Consider the following 18,460-nt stretch of genomic DNA (forward strand, 5'->3'; position numbering starts at 1 on the left):
CCGGCTCAAGGGCCATGTTCATCATCATCAAGCGTCGTTAGCCGCGCCGGAGATAATACCCATGGCCTGTGATCACAGTAGGGAGAGCAGGAATTAGCCTTTCCACCAGATATGCTCGGCGAACATATAGCCCATGAAACTGCCCAGGGGGATGGTACGATCCATGCCGCCAATGCGGGCATCGAAGCTTTCAATGCTGCTTAGGAAGACGGGGATGCCGATGCCGCCCTCTTCATGGATCATGGTCTGCATGTCGGCGTACATCTGCTTACGGGTGGCCAAATCCGGCTCTCCCCGCGAGGCAATCAGCAATTGATCAAACTGCTCGTTGTGCCAACCGGCTTCGTTCCAGGCAGCGCTGGAGAGGAAAAACTGCGAGAGCAAAATATTCGCCGTGGGGCGGGGATTGATATTGCCGAACCCCAGCGGGTGTTTCATCCAGTGGTTCGACCAGTAGCCGTCAGAGGGAACACGGTTGATATTAAGGTTGAGCCCTGCTTGAGCCGCGGACTGCTGGAGAAGCACGGCCATATCTTCCGACGAGGAAGCTGCAGGCGACGCCACCAGAGGCACGGTTGCGCCAGCCAGCCCTGCCTTGGCAAGCAAGGAGGCCGCCCGCTCGGGGTCGTACTCACGCTGGGGTAGCCCATCGAAGTAGTAGGGGGAGCTGGAGATAATCGGATGGTCGTTGGCAATCTCCCCATAGCCGCGCAGGGCGACGCGCTTGATCTGCTCGCGGTCGAAGAGGTACTTCATCGCCTCGCGGAATTCGGGGCGGCTGGTGGGCTGCTGGTCAAAGCGCATGACCAGGTCGGTGTAGTTACCGGCGTTCGTCGCTTTTACCTGGTAGCCGTCGCTACCTTTCAATCGCTCTGCGGAGTTGCCACTGACTTCATTGATCATCTGCACATCGCCAGACAGCAGCGCATTGACCCGTGATGATTCGTCGCTAATCCCCACCACCTCAATGGCATCCAGATAGGGATGGCCATCGCGCCAGTAGTTCTCATTCCTAACGCCGACCGAACGCGCGCCGGGGGTAAACTCTTGGCACTTAAAGGCGCCAGTACCCAGCCCTTTCGAGAAGTCGGTCGTGCCGTCTGCCACAATCACAAGGTGCGAAACGGCCAGGATGGAGGGTAACTCGATATTGGGCGAGGAGAGGTTGAATTCGATGCGATGATCGTCCAGAGCCCGGATGCTGTCGATCTGTTCGACCATGGAGGCGACCTTTGAACCCGTCGCGGGATCCTGATGACGCATGATCGAAAAGATCACATCCTGAGGTGTCAGCGGTTTGCCATCGTGGAAGGTAACGCCGCGCCGCAGGGTAAAGATCCAGTGGCTGCCGTTATCGGTATTCTCAAACGACTCCGCCAGGCAGGGCTGGGGTGTCAGATCTTCATCGTACTGGGTCAGGCCGTTATAAAACATGTAGGCGCGAACATAGTCGATGGCCGTCGCCCCTAAAGCGGGATCCAGGGTGTCTTTTGTGGATGCCGAATGGGCCGCTATGCGGATACGGCCGCCGTATTGGGGTGTTGCGCTTTCACTATCCGCCGCCCAGGCCGAAGAGAAACCGGGAAAGGCGCCAGACGCGGCGGCAAAGACGCCCGCCGCGCCAAGGACTTTCATAGCTTCGCGTCGAGACAGCCCGAGCCGCATGGCGTTGTAAACCTGCATGCTTTGTTCGGGAGAAACAAACAGATCATTAGGATTCTTTTCACGTGTCATAAGCCTTCTCCTTACTGCGATTAAGTATTGTTGTGAGTCTGGCAGCGCGTGCTTAACTGGTTTTTGTAATAGCTTTATTTTTAATAGCTCTGTTCTTAATAGCTCTGTTCTTAATAGCTTTTTTCTTAATAGCTCTGTTTTTGTAATCGCTGTTATGATCGCTCTCTTGGTGAGTTTGGTAAGTCGTGTGAGTGCTGTGGTGATGGCTTAATGCAATCGATCCTGTAGTCGGTACCAACTGCCCACCAGGGGTAAAAACCACGGTTTGCCAAAATGGCCGGGGATAGCTGGCCACTTGGTATCCTGCCAAGGATGGGTCTGGCGGTTGCCAAGCATCACCTCGGCTAACACATGCCCCATATGCACCGACATCTGTACGCCATGGCCGCTATAGCCCATGGCGTAGTACATGCCGTTGTGCTGGCCTGCATGGGGAAACCGATCCTGGCTCATATCGACCAGCCCGCCCCAGCAGTAGTCGAGCCGCACCCCTTTTAGTTGGGGAAAGGCCTCTTCCAGGCCGCGGCGCAGTATCTCGCCGCTTTTGGCATCCGATTGGCTGCCGGACATGGCAAAGCGGGCTCGCCCGCCAAACAGCAGTCGGTTATCGGCGGTAAGCCGGAAGTAGTGACCGACAATGCGGCTGGTGACATAGGAGCGTCGCTGGGGCAGCAGCTGGGCACACTGGGCGGCTGAAAGCGGCTCGGTGACGACGATAAAGCTGCCCACCGGCACCAGGCGGCGGCGAAACCAGCTTAGTGGGCCTGTCTGCGAAGCGCCGGTGGCCAGCAGCACGTTTTCGGCGCGAATGTCACCGCTGGGTGTGCCTAGCCAGTACGCGGACTTCTCGCGGGTGACGCGGGTCATCGGCGTACGTTCAAAAATATGCGCACCATGCCTTGCCGCTGCTTCGGCCAAGCCGACGCCGAAGCGCCCCATATGCATCTGGCCGCCGTTACGCTGAAGCAATCCGCCATGGTAGAGCTTTGAATCGACCTCCTCTTTAACGGCGGCGGCGGAGAGCATCTCCACGTCGCTATCCACGTCGCGGCGAATGGCGTCGCAGGTGCGCGCGAGCTTGTCGTAGTGTTCCGGTTTAGCCGCCAGTTTCAGCTTGCCGTGGCGCAGGTAGTCGCAGTCGATCGCCTCTTCGGCCATCACCTGCTCGACGCTGGAGACGGCATCGGCGTAAGAGGTGTAGTGAGCAATCGCGCGCTCGCGGCCAAGCTGCTCGACCAAGCTGGCGTAGTCTTGGGCCACGCCGGTGTTGCACTGGCCGCCGTTGCGCCCCGAGGCTTCGCCAATGATTTGGCCTGCTTCCAACAGTGCTACGCGGGCCCCGCCCCGGGCCAGCGTGCGGGCAGCCGATAGCCCGGTAAAGCCACCGCCCACCACCGCAACATCGTAGTGCTCTTGGGTGAGGGCCTGCTGGCCCCCGGTAAAGGCGGGCGCTGTGGACAGCCAATAGGAGTTGAGTTGCATGGGCGGCTCCTGCACGGTTGGCGAAACAGTCAGCTTAGAGACCGACTAACGCGGGCAAGTCGCGGATATCATTAATCTTGGTCGCCCCATAGCCGTCGCAATAGGGCTCGTGGTTGCGCGCCACAAACGCCTTGTTCTTGATGCCCATTAGGTGAGCTGAAATAAGGTCATAGCGGAAGCTCGATGAGACGTGCAACAGCTCTTCGGGGTGGCAGTCCAGGCTGTCGATCATGGCCTCGAAGGCGGCTAAACGTGGCTTGTAGACTTTGAACGTATCGGCGGTGAAGACCTTGTGAAAGGGCACCTCGAGCTTTTGCACGTTCGACATGATTTGGCTGTCATCGGCGTTGGAATAAATCACCAGGGGGATTTTGTCGGCAATTTTCGCCAGCCCCTCAATCACGTCCGGGTGTGGGCCCCAGGTAGGGACGGCCTGGTAATAGAGCATGCCTTCGTTGTCACGGTATTCGATGCCCCAGCGTTTGCAGGTGCGCTCCAGAGCGCTGCAGAGAACCTCCGCATAGGGTTTCCACTCGCCGAGTACTTCATCGTAACGATAAGCGCCAAAGTCCTGCACGAAGCGCTCCATGCGTTCAGCATCAGGGATGCGATCGGCAAAAATTTCGCGCGTCATGCGCCCCATCTGGAAGTTGGTGAGTGTGCCGTAACAATCAAAGGTGATGTACTTAGGGCGCATAATCTCGCTCATGGTGTTTGATCCTCTTGTGTCATGATTGGAGTAATTGGAGAGTCCTTAGCGCAACGACTCATTTCATTACAGCATTCTTGAGCAGGCGCCCGACGCTGAAAGTACGCGCCCGGCTAACACAAACCGCCTTTTTTTGGGATTGATGCAGCACAGAATGCGGCAGGTCGATCACATCATTTCGGGCTGGCGGATACGGCTGCCATCGGAGAAGCGTTTGATGTGATAAGGCAGGGGATCGACAACGGGAGTGGCATTGGTCGCCAAATCCGCCGCCAGTCTTCCTGCACCAGGCCCAATGCCAAAGCCGTGGCCGCTAAAGCCAGCGGCGACGATAAAGCCAGGGATGGCATCAACCGGAGAGATGATAGGTATCATATCCGGCGTGGTATCGATCATGCCGGCCCAGGCCCGGGCAATATGCACGCCTTTAAGCGCTGGGTACTCTGCCTTCAGTTCTGCCAGAGCCGCACGTGCCTGAGGAAGGTCTGGGGTGGGATCAAGCACGCGCTGGCGCTCAAACGGCGATACCTGATCAAACTGCCAGCTACCCGCCGCTTCAGGCCCGTTGAAGAAAGACGCACCGATGCGGATCTGCAGTTTCTTGGCTAATTTGCTGCGGTAGGCGGCGTAGAATTTGCTCGCGTAGCGAAGCCCTTGGGGGCTGATTTCCACCCGGCCAAGCCCCGGCAACGCCAAGGTGTAGCTGCCATCTAGGCGTCGGCGCAGCGCGACCTTGGGGGTGATCAAGCAACCCGCGGTGACCTCCGGTGCGGCGGTGGTTTGCAGCGCGGTGCCCATAATATTGGCCGAAGGTAGCTCAACGCCGTGACGACGGCAGAAGCGAGAACTCCAGGCCCCGCCTGCACAGATGACCATCGAGGTCTTAATCAATCCGTGCTCCGTCCAAACGCCACTCACTCGCCCGTCGTGCAGATCCAGGCCGCGCACAGCACAGTTTTGATGAAGATAGGCGCCGTGTTCACGGGCGCCAATAGCGATGGCCGAGCAGGCCATCGAGGGTTCGGCCTGGGCATCGTTGGGTGACCAAACGCCGCCAATACAGGGTGTGGTGCTGCCTGGCGAGCGCTCACGGGCTTCTTCGGCACTCAACATATGGCTGATAAAGCCCCGTTCCCGGGCCTGTTTTCCCCATGCCTCCCACTTGGCAAGGCTGGTTTGGCTATCGGTGGTGTAGACGATGCCGTTGCGCCGAAAGCCCACGTCGCGGCCTATCTCTTGGGAGAACGCCTCCCAGCGGTCAAGGCTATACATGGCCAGCGGCAGTTCGAACATGTCGCGATTCTGCTGACGTACCCATCCCCAGTTGCGGCTTGACTGCTCGCCGCCGATAAGTCCCTTCTCCAAAACGGCAACCGAGACCCCTTGTCGCGCCAGTTCATAGGCGGCGGTCGTCCCCACGATGCCGCCACCGATCACCACCACATCAACCTGCTCGGGAAGGGCCGGGCTGTCGTGTACGGTGTCCACGTTGATAAACATGCTTGCTACCTCTATTTGGTAGATAAAGTAATCATCTAATACGCGGTGTCACTCACTGGTCGAGATCGATCAGCACGCTTTTATGTTGCAGGCAGGCGTCAAAAGCAGCACGGCCCAAGTCCCGGCCCACCCCAGAGCGCTTGTAGCCGCCAGTGGGCAGAATGTAGTCGTTACTACGGCCGTAACGGTTAACCCATACCGTGCCCGCCGAGAGTTTTCTTACCGTGCGCAGCGCGCGCCCCAGGTCAGCGGTATGAATACCGGCTGCCAGGCCGTAAACATCGTGCTCGGCCAGTGCTAAGGCCTCTTCTTCACTGTCGAAGGTTTGAATGGTCAGCACAGGGCCGAAGATTTCTTCCTCCACGGCGGGATTATGGCGATCGTTTGTATGCAGCAGGGTGGGTTGGTAAAAGTGGCCGCCATCATGGCGTTCGAAGCGCTCTCCTCCGCTCAATAGGTCAGCGCCTGCCTCGCGAGAGCGTGCCACAATCGATTCAATGCGGGTCAACTGGGTGTTGGAAATAATCGGTGAAAACCAACCGCCCGCCTGCCAAGTGTGGCCAGGGGTGAGGGCTTTGAAAAGCCCGCTAAGCCGTTCAATTATGGGCTCAAGCAGCTCGCGTTGGATCAATAACCGCGAGCCGGCGACGCACACTTGCCCGGCGTTGCCGGTAATGGCGGCGGCAAGGGTTTTGGCGGTGCGATCAATATCCGGGATATCGGCAAACACCAGTTGCGGGCTCTTGCCACCCAGCTCCAGGGTGACCGGCTTGGGCCCGGTTTCTGCACAGGCGCCCATGATGGTGCGCCCGGTTACCGTTGAGCCGGTGAAGGTGACCTTGGCCACATAGGGGTGACGGCATAGCGCATCGCCAGTGATTGGCCCATTGCCCTGAATGACGTTGAACACCCCTGGCGGCATGCCTGCTTCGATGGCTAGCTCGGCCAGCCGCACGGCGGTGAAAGGGGTCATCTCGGAAGGTTTGAGCACCACTGTGTTGCCTGCGGCCAGCGCGGGGGCGACTTTCCAGCAGGTCATGCTGAGGGGAAAGTTCCAGGGGGCGATCGCGCCAACGACGCCCAGCGGCTCGGCAATCTGCATACCCAGGTGGTCGTGGGCGGTCGCCGCGACCTCGCCGCCGTGTTTGTCGGCGAATTCCGCAAAGAAGCGAATACCCTCGGCGGTGTAGGGCACATCCCAGGCCCGCGTCTGATCGATCGGCCGGGTGGAGCCGAGTGATTCCAGTGGGGCGAGATAGTCAATATCGGCTTCAATCAGATCCGCCCAGCGGCGCATAATACGTGCCCGCTCCCGCGGCGCGCAGCGTGACCAGTCGCCGCGCACAAACGCCTGGTGGGCACTGGTGACGGCATCATCGACGCGGTTGGCATCGGCCATGGGCAGTTCGGCATAGACAGCCCCGTCGGAGGGGCGGGATACGCTGAGCGCACTTGGGTCAGTGACGTGCTGGCCCTGAATAAAGTGCGCACAGGGCAAGGCAATGCGGGCAGGATCGAAACTTGGCATGAGAGTCCTTGAAGTTAGTTCAATAGCGTTTTCGTTTACCTACCATCCTAGGTCGGATACCCCAGCATGGGGTGCTGAGTACAGGGTGCTTGGGCGCAGGTGATGCGCTCCCCTATAGCAGCGACGGTTAAATCTGCTGAATTGCACCAAGCGCTCGTTTACGGCGTGGCATCGCACCGCCCTGAGTGCCAAAGTAGCGGCAAACCGATCAACCCCAGCGCAAGGAAAATAGTGCGATGACTCACTCCCCTTTGACGTCTGCTTCAGCTAGTGCTCCCGCCCGTTTTGAGCGTGAGGACTTAACGTGGCGACCAATGACCGCTAACGATCTTGAGGCGGCGCATCGACTGTCGCTTAAACTCGGCTGGCCCCACCGCATCGGCGATTGGCGTCAGATGCTTGAGGTGGGAGAGGGCGTCGCTCTGGAGAGCATCGACGGTGAACTGGTAGGCACTGGGCTCTGTTTCAATCAAGGGGCTGTGGCCACCCTGGGGCTGGTGGTTGTTAGCGACGAGTGGCAGGGCCTCGGGCTGGGGCGCGAGATGATGGTGCGGCTGATGGCGCTGGCGGGCGCCCGGACGCTGCTATTAGTAGCCACGGCCGCGGGCCGGCCTCTGTATCAAAAGCTGGGCTTTGAGGCATCCAATCGCATCTGCCAATACCAAGGGATAGTCACCGTTGCACCGCCTGCGCCGCCGCTGCCGGGTTTACGTGCGATGCAGGCAAGCGATCAGGCGGCGCTGCTTGCTCTCTCACCCGATAGCCCGGCTCATGCGGCGGTCGCTCAATCGGCTACCCATGGGGTGGTCATTGAAAAGGCGGGCGTGATTGAAGGGGTAGCGTTGAAGCGAACATATGGGCGAGGTGCGCAAATTGGCCCCATTCTGGCGCGCAGTGCTGAACAGGCTCAGGCGTTGGTATTGGCGCTGCTGGCGGAGAGTGAGGGAGAATTTATACGCATCGACTTAGTGGATCCCGACGATGATAGCTGGCTGACTGCTTCAGGGCTCAACTGCGTCGACGAAGTGACCCGCATGTACTATGGCGAGAGCGTTGAGGAGGGGCCGTTAACGCGCTTTGGCTTGATATCTCAGGCCATGGGCTAGCGGTGGAGAGACCTTATGAACGCGAATATTGTGGATGCTGCTAACGCTATCACCCCCCAACTCAATGCCCAGCGGCGTGACTTTCATCGCTACCCCGAGCAGGGGTGGATGGAGTTCCGCACCGCCAGCCTTGTGGCTGAACGGCTTAGCCAACTGGGGTTCAGCGTTCAACTGGGGCAAGCGGTGGTGAGTGAGTGCGCACGCATGGGCGTGCCGGATAGGCAAACCCTGGAAGAAGCCTTGGCGCGCGCGCGCACACAGGGCGCCATTGAACGCTGGTTGCCTGCCCTGGAAGGGGGCTTTACCGGCGTGGTGGGTACACTGGATACGCAGCGCCCGGGGCCAACCCAGGCGTTCCGTTTCGATCTTGATGCCCTGCCAATCGTAGAGTCCAGCGAGGGCAATCACCGCCCTTACCAAGCGGGTTTTCACTCGCTCAATCAAGGCTCAATGCACGCCTGCGGCCACGATGGTCATGCCACCATTGGCTTGGGAATGGCCGAACTGCTGAGCCAATTTTCCAATCAGCTGGTTGGCAAAATTAAATTGATTTTCCAGCCTGCTGAAGAGGGCGTGCGGGGGGCCCAGTCGATGGTCGAGGCGGGTGTCGTTGATGACGTTGACAGACTGGTCGCCACGCATCTGGGCCTCGGCCACCCCAGCGGCCAGGTGATATGCGCGGCGGATGGCTTTCTTGCCACCACCAAGTTGGATGTTCACTTTTCCGGCAAAGCGGCCCATGCTGGTGGGCAGCCGGAGATTGGCCAAAACGCCTTGCTGGCGGCCGCCCATGCGACCCTGGGTTTGCACGCCATTGCCCCTCATAGCCAAGGCGCTGCGCGGATCAATGTTGGTCAGCTGCATGCCGGGAGTGGGCGCAATATCATCGCCGATAGTGCGCTATTAACGCTGGAGACCCGTGGCGCCACCGCGGACATAAACAGTTATATGGAAAATCGTGCGTTTGAGGTGCTCAAAGGGGCTGCCGCTATGCAGGGAGTAAGCATCTCTACCGAGCGCGTAGGCGCTGCCAGTGCGTGTGCCGCCAGTCCTGCTTTGGTAGAAAAAATTGCCGCTTGCCTCGCCGATTATCCTGGCATCACCCAGTTAGTGAGGCACGACGTGACGCCCGCAGGTTCTGAAGATGCCACCTCGCTAATGGCCAGGGTGATGGAGCGTGGTGGTCAGGCAACTTACATGATTTTCGGCGCTGATCTTGCGGCTGGCCATCATCACGCCTGCTTTGACTTTGATGAGGCAGTGATGCCGTTGGCAGTCGGCGCGTTGATGCAGATAGCGCTTAATCCTTGAATATACTGTCGCTATTTTGCTAAAGGATATATCAAAACACCTCGCTAAGCGGCTATTGCGCATAGCGAGGTGGTGTAGTGTTGTTGAAGAACAGTGGCAGTCATCCACCGTCTTGGATTAGGCAACCTGCCTTTCAAGCTCACCAGGAATCAAGAAACCACGCAGGATTTTCTCCATTCTCTGCCGTGCATCAGCATGCTCAAGGTCAAGAAAATGCCCTGCGTTGGGCACGACTTCGAACTCGCATTTTGGCATATAGTCGTCGGCGATTAGGATGTCTTCCGGCGTTGTATACTCATCCAATTTGCCATTCACGAACAGCGTCGGTATCTCAATATTACCCAGTAGCTGCTCGTAGTCGGTGTCGTTCATGGAGAGTATCTGTTCAATATGAAAGCAAACCTGTTGAAGCTCTTGGTCATCTAACCGCGAGAGATGCCGGTAATTGATATATTTTAATAAGCGGGGTAAGTATTTTCCCACTTCGTCATTAAGCAGATTAGCAGCGGTTTTGACATCGCCAATCTGAATATAATGGCGTGCACCATTGATATAGCGCAGCATACCGTCGTTAAGCTGAGTAGAAAATGAGGCTAGCACTGCTCTTTTAATAGAGGTGGGGGATTGCGCCAACGCCCTCATGGCGGCATAACCTCCCCAAGAAACGGAAAGTAGCGACGTTGGTTGGTAACGTTCAATCAGAGCTAGGAGGATATTGACTTCATCCTCCTTGGTAATGATACCACCCACAGGGTTATACGGTTTTGACTGCCCAGCAAAAGGCAAATCAAACAGGATAACGTTTAAGCCGTCACTCAAGTATTTGACGCAATTGGTAAAAGAGGCCGTGGTGGCTAGCGCGCCGTTAACCATAATAATACTTTCAGTATTTTGTGGCTGTTGATAGATTTCTACATGCACGCAATGATTGCCTATCTCAACGAGTTCGGTTTGGGCTTTCATGATCTTTTCCTTGCAGTAATTGGGTCAGTTAATGCGAGCTCTATGCGCGTGCATGTCTGAGTAATTGATTCTGAACCTATCAAGTTCATTAGCTGTCACAAATGTGCAAGTTTTTTTAGTATTTCTTTATTTATGTCTACATGATTGTTGAAAGTATTGGCGGCTGTGTATGTAGGATATTGCTGATGGTATTTGTAGGAGATTCGCTGTTTCTATGTAAGGAATTACTTGTAAGTAACTTTTTAATACGCAGCTGTTAAGTAATGTGTAGTCGGGTAGTGTTTTAATTAATTTGCGTAGTTAAATATGACATGATGAATGTTACGGGGAATTAAAGATAACCCCCTCTCCTATCTCAGGTGAGGGGGTTATGGGAACTGGCTCAGTACGCGACGCAGAAACGCTGATTGATATGGCGTGGGTTTTCCAACTCATCAATCATGGCGATGGCGTAATCCTGTACGGAAATACGGCTATTGCCTTCGCTATCGGTCAACAGTGTATCGCCGCCAATCCGGAAACTGCCCGTGCGTTCGCCGGGGAAAATCTCAGCAGCGGGGGAGAGAAACGTCCACGCTTGAGCCGTTTGCCCGCGCAGTGTTTCAAGGGCCGTTTTCGCCCCTTCCGCGGTAGCCCGGTATTCTGCTGGGAACCCCGATGCATCTAACAAAAGCTTACCCGGTGCTACTTCGAGTGTGGCTGCGCCACCCACTAACAACAATCTAGGCACAGACGCGTGTTGAGTGGCGGCCAAAATCGAGTTAAAGCCTTTGAGATAGTAGCTGTAAACGTCCTCTTGGGCATGGCCGCTAAAGGCACTGATAACAGCTTCAAAACCGCGAAGCTGCCCGGCGAGTTCATCAGTATTTAATACATCGGCTTTAACGATAGTGACATTCTTCTGTGGTGCCACTCGTTCAGGGCGAGTCACTAACGCCGTCACGTGATGACCGCGGGAGAGTGCCTCGGTTAACAGGGCGGAGCCAATAAATCCGCTGGCGCCAATCAGTGCAATCTTCATCGTAGTACTCCTTCAGTGGGTAGTCGCTGCATTGTCGTACGCGTTATTGATTTGAAAAATAGCGATTAACGTAATTTACTGTTGTCGATTTCATAACAATAGGGCGTTAAATGACCACCGCTAGCGAGTTCGACCTAAACGGTTTGCCGATCTTTATCGCCCTGGTGGAGGCAGGTAGCTTTACCAAGGCGGCGGAGCGTCTAGGCTGCACGAAAACCCGGGTAAGCCTGCAAATTCGCCAGTTGGAGACGCGACTAGGGGTAACGCTGTTCCTTCGCACCACGCGGCGGGTCCAACTTACCCAGGCCGGCGAGGCGCTTTATCATCAATGTCACCCGCTGTTAACAGATCTACAGGGGGCGCTTGCCAGTGCAGTTAGTGACACCCAACAGTTGCATGGTGAGCTGCGTATCACGGCCCCCGAAGATTACGCTTCCGGGGTGTTGAGCGAAGCGGTGGTGGCGTTTAGTCGCTTGTACCCGGCGCTGCATATAGAGCTACGTAGCGGCGATCAGATAAGCGATATGGTGCAGGACGGTATCGATTTAGCGTTTCGTTTAGGCTGGTTAAAAGACTCCACGCTGCGCGCCCGTCGGCTAGGCGCTTTTCAGCAGCAAGTGGTGGCTGCGCCTGATTACTTGAAACGCCACGGCACACCCTCGCACCCCAAGGCGCTGGAAGCGCACGATTGGATTGCCTTTACGCCGTTAAAAGCACCGTTAACCTGGACTTTCCAGCGACGCGATGAGCGGTACGAGGTGCAAATGAGCGCGGGGTTGGCAGCCAACTCAACGGTGAGTTTAGTCGCGCTGATGGTCGCTGGTGGTGGTCTCTCAGTATTGCCGGATATTACCGCGGCACCGGAGATAGCCGCTGGACGTTTAGTACGCGTGCTTGACGAGTGGGCACTGCCCGAAGGCGGTGTTTATGCGGTATATCCGCCAGGGCGGCACGTGACCGCTAAAGCGCGTGCGTTTATGACCTTCTTTGACGCTTGGTTAGCAGGTAGAACTTAAGTACTGCCGCCAGCTTGCAGCGTAAAACCTACATCGTGTTGGCGACGGTAGACGTTTTTACCGCTTAGCCGGCGGATGAGCTCTTTGGCAGCGAGGCGTCCCATCTCCTCTCTGGGGGAGAGAATAGTCGTGAGCTGCGGCGTCACATGTTGACCAAGGGGGAGTCCGTTAAACCCCGCAATGGCGATATCTTTCGGTACATTGAGCCCTTGGCGTTGAGCGGCCAGCAGGGCGCCTGCCGCCAAGTCGTCGTTGGCAAAGTGAATGGCTTGGGTGTGAGGGTATTGAGCTAATACTTGGGTAAGCCCTTCCGCGCCCGCCTGCAGGCTGCCCAGGGTGTCTAGTTCCAGTAGTGGGGCGTCGAGCCCTTCCTCCTTTAGCACCGATTGATGCCCATCAAAGCGCATGCGGGCGCGATAATCCTGCGAGAGCCGTGCGCCCACATAAACAATATGACGGTAGCCTTTGTCGATAAGATGGCTGGCCATGCAGCGGCCTGCCGCCACGTGATCCAGCCCAACGTTAAGATCCATGCCTTTGCCAAGCTCCATTACCTCCATAATGGGGTGATCCCAGTTCGCCAGCAGCGTATGGCAGGCCTTGTTATGGCGCAGTCCAGCGGTGACCAGTGCAGAGCATGACCAGCCCAGAAAAGTGCGCACCAATTGATACTCTCGGTCTAAATCGTAGTCGGTATTACCCAGCAGTATCTGGTAACCCTCAGCTTCGAGTGTTTCCTGCAGGCCTTTAATGACCTCAACAAACACGCTGTTGATCAGTGACGGCACAATCACCGCTATCAGCCGCGAGCGGGAAGAGGCCAGGCTACCGGCCACTAGGTTGGGTACGTAGCCTAACTGCTCTACGGCTTGTAGAACACTCAGGCGTGCACTATCGCTGACCTTATCAGGGTAGTTCAGGGCTCGAGATGCGGTAATCGGTGAAACCCCTGCCGCTTGGGCCACTTGGCTGAGCGTGACCTGATCCGAGCTTCGGCGCTGCCTGGTAGTGCTGGGAGAGTCAGCGTTGGGAGAAACTTTGCTAGGCGAGTCTTTAGACATTGGTCGCACGATCCTGATTTTCAACTTGTCGTTACGCAAACAGTAATCTAAAACGAATGGTAGCGCTATCATGACAGCGCTACCACTGCGCTGGTGGCGATAAGCTCTGGTGGCGATGAGTGAAAGAAGAAACAGCGAAGCACCGTGAAATAGCAACAAACACAACAACAGCGAGGTGTCGGCGGGTGAGTCAACACGATAAGCAATCACTTCAAGTAGGTGTCATTGGTTTGGGTGCTATGGGCATGGGCACCGCAACCAACTTGCTCCAACAAGGGCTGAACGTAACAGGTTGCGATATCTCCGCTGCGGCCAGAGAGGCTTTTACGGCAGCAGGGGGCCAAAGCGTAGCGACTCCTGCTGAGCTTGCTCACTGCCATATTGTGCTGGTGGTCGTCGTAAACGGGGGGCAGGTTGAGCAAGTGCTGTTCGGCGAGCAGGGTGTGGTGAGCCACTTGGCCCAGGGCAGCTTGATCGTGCAGTGCGCCACGGTGGCGCCCAGTCAGGCGAAACAGTTTGGCGAGCGTGTGGCGGCAGAAGGGGTGATGTTTTTGGATGCGCCCATTAGCGGCGGTGCTGCCAAAGCCAAAAGTGGTGAGCTATCGGTGATGGCGTCAGGGGCAGAGGAGGTATTCACCTACGCCGAAGTAGTTCTCGATACCATGGCTGCCAAGGTTTACCGCCTTGGCGATACTCCAGGCGTCGGTTCAAGCATGAAGCTGGTCAACCAGCTACTGGCAGGGGTACATATTGCCACTGCTGCCGAAGCGATGGCGCTGGGCATTCGCATGGGGCTCGACCCCGAGGTTATTTATGAGGTGATTACCCACTCGGCGGGTAACTCCTGGATGTTTGAGAACCGCGTGCCGCATATTCTGAGTGGCGACTATACGCCGCTTTCGGCGGTGGATATCTTCGTCAAAGATCTCAATATCGTGCATCAAACCGGTCGTGAGCTGGCGCTGGCAACGCCCGTTGCTTCAAGCGCTCTGCAGCAATTTACCGCTGCCAGCGGCGCGGGTTTTGGCCGTGAAGATGACTCGGCGGTCATCAAAGTCTACCAGCGGCTATCCGGCATCACGCTGCCCGAAGCGGCCAACGATGCCGAGGAAGTCTGATGCGCATGGGGGTGGGAGCGAAAATCGTCTTAGGCGCCATTGCTGACGACTTCACGGGGGCCACTGATCTCGCCAATAACCTGGTGCGTGGGGGTATGCGCTGCCTACAGGTGATTGGCGTTCCCTCGCAAGAGGTCGACCTCAACAATATCGACGCGGTGGTCGTGGCGCTTAAATCTCGATCCTGTCCGGCGGATGAGGCCGTGGCGGACTCCCTCGCCGCGCTTGAGTGGCTTCGTCAACAAGGCGCACGACAGCTGTGCTTTAAGTACTGCTCCACCTTTGACTCCACCGACCAGGGCAATATCGGCCCGGTGGCCGATGCTCTACTGGAAGCCCTCGGCGCTAATCAAACCGTGATGGTGCCCGCCTTTCCAGTAAATGGCCGCACGGTGTACCAGGGCCACTTGTTCGTCGGTGACCGTCTGCTTAACGACTGCGGGATGCAGCACCATCCATTAAACCCCATGCAAGACGCAGACTTAGTGCGCGTACTCTCCCGCCAAACGCCGCACCCGGTGGGCTTGGCCAATCGTGCCATGCTGGCCCAAGGAGCAGACGCTACCCGTGCGCATTTATCTACGCTGGCAGAGCAGGGAGTTCGCCATGTGATTTGCGACACCTTGGATGAGCAGGATCTAGACGTCCTAGCTGATGCGACCGTTTTGATGCCCTTGGTCACCGGCGGCTCTGGTCTGGGGCAGGCGCTGCCTGCTCAGTATCGCAAGCAGGGCTGGTTAGAGACAATTACGCAACCAGGTCGTTTAGCCCCTGCTTCTGGCAGTGCGCTGGTACTCTCTGGTAGCTGTTCCCGCGCCACGCTCGCTCAGGTGGCGGATTTTTTGGACAAACATCCTGACGGTGGCTTTGCCCTGGATCCGTTATCGCTTAGTGAAGGAGACAAGCAGCAGGAGCAAGCGCTGGTCTTTGCCCGAGAGCGCCTATCTAGCAACTCGCCGGTATTGATTTACGCCTCGGCCGATCCAGACAAGGTCTGCGCCGCCCAGCAAGCCTTGGGCGTTGCGCGCGCGGGCGCACTGGTTGAAGAAACAATGAGCCAACTGGCGGTTGCTTTGGTCAACGAAGGCGTGGGTCGCTTGTTGGTGGCTGGCGGCGAAACCTCAGGCGCAGTGGTCTCGGCGTTAGGTATTACCACCCTACGCATCGGCGAGCAGATTGACCCCGGCGTGCCCTGGACTCAAGCCCCGTTGGCGGGCCGTGAGGCGCCGCTATCGCTGGCGCTAAAGTCCGGCAATTTTGGAGGTGTGGATTTCTTCACCCGCGCGTTTGAGGTGCTGGCATGAGCGTTCATCTTCGTCATCATCACCAGAACAGCCTGCGGGAGCAGATCAGTACGCTCGGCAAATCATTGTTTGATCGCGGTCTAACCATGGGCTCCAGCGGCAATATCAGCGTGCGCTTGGAAGATGGCGGCTGGCTGATGACCCCGACCAATGCCTGTCTGGGCAGGCTGGATCCAGTGCGGATCTCCCATCTGGATCAACACGGCCAACTGCTAAGCGGTGACCAGCCCACCAAAGAGCAGTTTCTGCATATGGCCATGTACGAGGAGCGTCCGCAATCTGGAGCTATCGTGCACCTGCACTCTACCCATTCGGTAGCGGTGTCCTGTTTGCCAGGTGTTGACCCTTGCGACTGTATTCCTCCGCTGACCGCCTACTACGTGATGAGGGTAGGCAAGCTACCGCTGATTCCCTATCACATACCCGGCGACCCCAAGCTGGGCGATGCGGTGCGAGGCTTGGCCGGCAAACACAGCGCGGTACTGCTGGCCAACCACGGCCCGGTGGTGGCGGGGAAAAATCTCGAAGCGGCGGTGTATGCCACTGAAGAACTTGAAGAGACCGCTAAGCTTTATCTGTTGTTGCGTGGCGAGAATCCCCGTGGGCTAACGCCAGAACAAGTCGCCGAGCTGGAAGCGCGTTTTCCACGTGATTAATGACACTTTTTGACCAGCACTGTTTTGACCAGCACCGTTTTGACCAAAAACAATGCAATTCATAAAAAGAGCCCACGATGATTCGATTAGCCGCCAACCTCAGCATGCTGTTTAACGAGCACGCCTTTATGGATCGCTTTGCCGCGGCTGCGCGTGCGGGCTTTAAAGGTGTTGAGTACCTATTTCCTTATGCGTTCTCCCCAGAAGAGCTGCGCCAAGCACTGCAAGAATCGCAGTTGGAGCAGGTGCTGTTTAACCTGCCCCCGGGGGATTGGGAGGCTGGTGAACGAGGCTTAGCGAGCCTGCCAGGCCGGGAAGGGGAATTTCGTGACTCGGTAATCGAGGCGCTGCGTTACGCCGAGGTGCTCAACTGCTCCCGCGTGCATGCCATGGCCGGGCTGCTCCCGGAAGGCGCCGATGCGGCGACCCAGGCTGACCACCATGCGACCTACACCCGCAATCTCCGTTTTGCGGCGAGTGAAGCGGCCAAAGCGGGCCGAGAAGTATTGATTGAGCCAATCAATACTCATGATATGCCAGGCTTCTTTTTGTCCCGCCAAGCCCAAGCCATGGCGGTATTGGAAGAAGTCAGCGCGGAAAACCTGAAGCTCCAATTTGATCTTTACCACTGTCAAATGATGGACGGCGACTTGATTCGCCACCTTGAGCGCCAGTTCAGCAGCATTGGCCATATTCAAATCGCGGGCGTGCCCGAGCGCCACGAGCCTAATGTGGGTGAAGTGCATTATCCCGCCATTTTTGAACGCCTAAGCGAGCTGGGGTATAGCGGCTGGATCGGCTGTGAGTATCGCCCCAAGGCAGAGACTCGAGCCGGTTTGGGCTGGGGCACCGCCTGGGGGCTAACCCCTCAGTGAGCTGGCTACATTGAATAAACAATAGCTGAATAAACAATAACAACAGCGCATAGGAGCAAGAAATGCATATAGCCATCACCGGCGCGGCCGGTTTTCTAGGTCAGCGCTTAGTGCAGCAGCTGCTTGCGAAAGGCGAGCTTTGTCAGAAGGCCATCACACGGCTAACGCTGATTGACCAGGTGGAAGCACCGCAGCCCGCAGCAGGAAACGTGGCTGTGACATCAATAGCGCTGGATATTACCGACCCCGGCACACTGGATAGCGTATTGAAGCAACGCCCGGACGTTATTTATCACTTGGCCGCGGTGGTCAGCTCTGCCGCGGAAGCCGATTTAGAGCTGGGCATGCGGGTGAATTTTGATGCGACTCGGGCGCTGCTGGAAGGCTGCCGGGAGCAGTCACTGTCCGATACCCGCTTGATTATGGCCAGCTCGGTGGCGGCCTACGGCGGCGAGTTGCCGGAGGTACTGGATGATATGACGGCGCTTCATCCACAGAATTCTTATGGTGCCCAAAAGGCCATGTGCGAGCTGCTTATTAACGATTACAGCCGCCGCGGATTGGTAGACGGCCTGGTGCTGCGATTACCGACCATTGTTATTCGCCCTGGTCGACCTAACGCCGCTGCGTCCAGTTTTGCTTCCAGTATTTTGCGTGAACCGTTAAATGGCGAAGAAGCGATTTGCCCGGTGCCGGTAGGGCTTCCGATGTTTGTGATGTCGCCGGGTAAAGTGGTGGATGCGCTGATCCATGGCGCGGAAGTGCCAAGTGAGGTATTGGCACCTTTTCGAGCCTTCATGCTGCCGGGCATTACCGTCACGGTAGCTGACATGCTGGAAGCGCTGCGTGAAGTCGCGGGAGAGAAAGCGCTTGCGCGGGTGCGTCATGAGCCCGACCCACGCATCGAAGCCATTGTGGCTAGCTGGCCTGCTCAATTTGAAACCACAAAAGCCAAGCAGCTCGGCTTTGTGGGTGATGACAACTTCAAACAGATTATCGATGCGTTTGTGACTGAGCCGTCATAAGTTCCGCCCTGCCTTACGCGGCAGGCAACAGCATGGAGCGATGCTACCTAT

General features: G+C 57.1%; 16 protein-coding genes. 8 read left to right on the top strand and 8 right to left on the bottom strand.

From position 1 onward, the window contains the following. Positions 1-93 precede the first annotated feature (93 nt). The 5 genes from QT230_RS09615 to QT230_RS09635 form a co-directional block, all read right to left on the bottom strand. Positions 94-1,734, bottom strand: coding sequence for an ABC transporter substrate-binding protein (locus tag QT230_RS09615; RefSeq protein WP_308321451.1), 1,641 nt, complete (start codon positions 1,732-1,734; stop codon positions 94-96). Positions 1,735-1,941: 207 nt separating this feature from the next. Continuing rightward, the gene (locus tag QT230_RS09620; RefSeq protein WP_308321452.1) at positions 1,942-3,216 is read right to left on the bottom strand and encodes an FAD-binding oxidoreductase; all 1,275 of its coding nucleotides are present in this window, start codon (positions 3,214-3,216) and stop codon (positions 1,942-1,944) included. Positions 3,217-3,250: 34 nt separating this feature from the next. Then, complete coding sequence (locus QT230_RS09625; protein WP_064235415.1) at positions 3,251-3,925, bottom strand: haloacid dehalogenase type II; 675 nt, start codon at positions 3,923-3,925, stop codon at positions 3,251-3,253. Positions 3,926-4,093: 168 nt separating this feature from the next. Further along, positions 4,094-5,425, bottom strand: a complete 1,332-nt coding sequence (locus QT230_RS09630; RefSeq protein WP_308321453.1) for an FAD-binding oxidoreductase — start codon at positions 5,423-5,425, stop codon at positions 4,094-4,096. A gap of 52 nt (positions 5,426-5,477) precedes the next feature. Next, a complete protein-coding gene (locus QT230_RS09635) occupies positions 5,478-6,953 on the bottom strand; it encodes an aldehyde dehydrogenase family protein (RefSeq protein WP_308321454.1) in 1,476 nt (491 codons plus the stop codon). 236 nt (positions 6,954-7,189) lie between these two features. On the opposite strand from QT230_RS09635, the gene QT230_RS09640 reads away from it, so the two are divergent. Further along, positions 7,190-8,059, top strand: a complete 870-nt coding sequence (locus tag QT230_RS09640) for a GNAT family N-acetyltransferase (protein WP_308321455.1) — start codon at positions 7,190-7,192, stop codon at positions 8,057-8,059. Positions 8,060-8,074: 15 nt separating this feature from the next. Next, positions 8,075-9,370 carry an amidohydrolase gene (locus QT230_RS09645; protein WP_308321456.1) on the top strand — a complete coding sequence of 432 codons (1,296 nt, stop codon included), beginning with the start codon at positions 8,075-8,077 and terminating at the stop codon, positions 9,368-9,370. A 117-nt stretch (positions 9,371-9,487) separates the two neighbouring features. Here the strand turns inward: QT230_RS09645 and QT230_RS09650 are convergent, their stop codons facing one another. After that, on the bottom strand, positions 9,488-10,333 hold the full coding sequence (locus QT230_RS09650) for an alpha/beta hydrolase (RefSeq protein ID WP_308321457.1): 846 nt from the start codon (positions 10,331-10,333) through the stop codon (positions 9,488-9,490). A 382-nt stretch (positions 10,334-10,715) separates the two neighbouring features. Then, a complete protein-coding gene (locus QT230_RS09655) occupies positions 10,716-11,354 on the bottom strand; it encodes an NAD(P)-dependent oxidoreductase (RefSeq protein WP_308321458.1) in 639 nt (212 codons plus the stop codon). 110 nt (positions 11,355-11,464) lie between these two features. On the opposite strand from QT230_RS09655, the gene QT230_RS09660 reads away from it, so the two are divergent. Further along, positions 11,465-12,370, top strand: a complete 906-nt coding sequence (locus tag QT230_RS09660) for a LysR family transcriptional regulator (protein WP_308321459.1) — start codon at positions 11,465-11,467, stop codon at positions 12,368-12,370. On the opposite strand, the gene QT230_RS09665 is transcribed toward QT230_RS09660, so the two are convergent. Beyond that, on the bottom strand, positions 12,367-13,431 hold the full coding sequence (locus QT230_RS09665) for a LacI family DNA-binding transcriptional regulator (protein ID WP_308321460.1): 1,065 nt from the start codon (positions 13,429-13,431) through the stop codon (positions 12,367-12,369). The two genes, QT230_RS09660 and QT230_RS09665, sit on opposite strands and share 4 nt — an antisense overlap. Before the next feature lie 185 nt (positions 13,432-13,616). Between QT230_RS09665 and ltnD the strand changes: the two genes are divergently transcribed. From ltnD to denD, 5 genes are all read left to right on the top strand, one after another. Then, positions 13,617-14,549, top strand: coding sequence for an L-threonate dehydrogenase (gene ltnD, locus QT230_RS09670; RefSeq protein ID WP_308321461.1), 933 nt, complete (start codon positions 13,617-13,619; stop codon positions 14,547-14,549). A gap of 5 nt (positions 14,550-14,554) precedes the next feature. Continuing rightward, the gene (gene otnK / locus QT230_RS09675) at positions 14,555-15,853 is read left to right on the top strand and encodes a 3-oxo-tetronate kinase (RefSeq protein ID WP_308321798.1); all 1,299 of its coding nucleotides are present in this window, start codon (positions 14,555-14,557) and stop codon (positions 15,851-15,853) included. After that, entirely contained in the window at positions 15,850-16,509 is a 660-nt protein-coding gene (gene otnC / locus QT230_RS09680) for a 3-oxo-tetronate 4-phosphate decarboxylase (RefSeq protein WP_308321462.1), read from the top strand. The genes otnK and otnC overlap by 4 nt, the downstream gene beginning before the upstream one ends. Positions 16,510-16,586: 77 nt before the next feature. Continuing rightward, positions 16,587-17,384, top strand: coding sequence for a 2-oxo-tetronate isomerase (gene otnI / locus QT230_RS09685; protein WP_308321463.1), 798 nt, complete (start codon positions 16,587-16,589; stop codon positions 17,382-17,384). A gap of 62 nt (positions 17,385-17,446) precedes the next feature. Next, entirely contained in the window at positions 17,447-18,409 is a 963-nt protein-coding gene (gene denD / locus QT230_RS09690) for a D-erythronate dehydrogenase (protein WP_308321464.1), read from the top strand. Positions 18,410-18,460: the final 51 nt, after the last annotated feature.

Origin of the sequence: Halomonas sp. SpR8, assembly GCF_031010195.1 — a bacterium.
Taxonomy (GTDB): Bacteria; Pseudomonadota; Gammaproteobacteria; order Pseudomonadales; family Halomonadaceae; genus Vreelandella.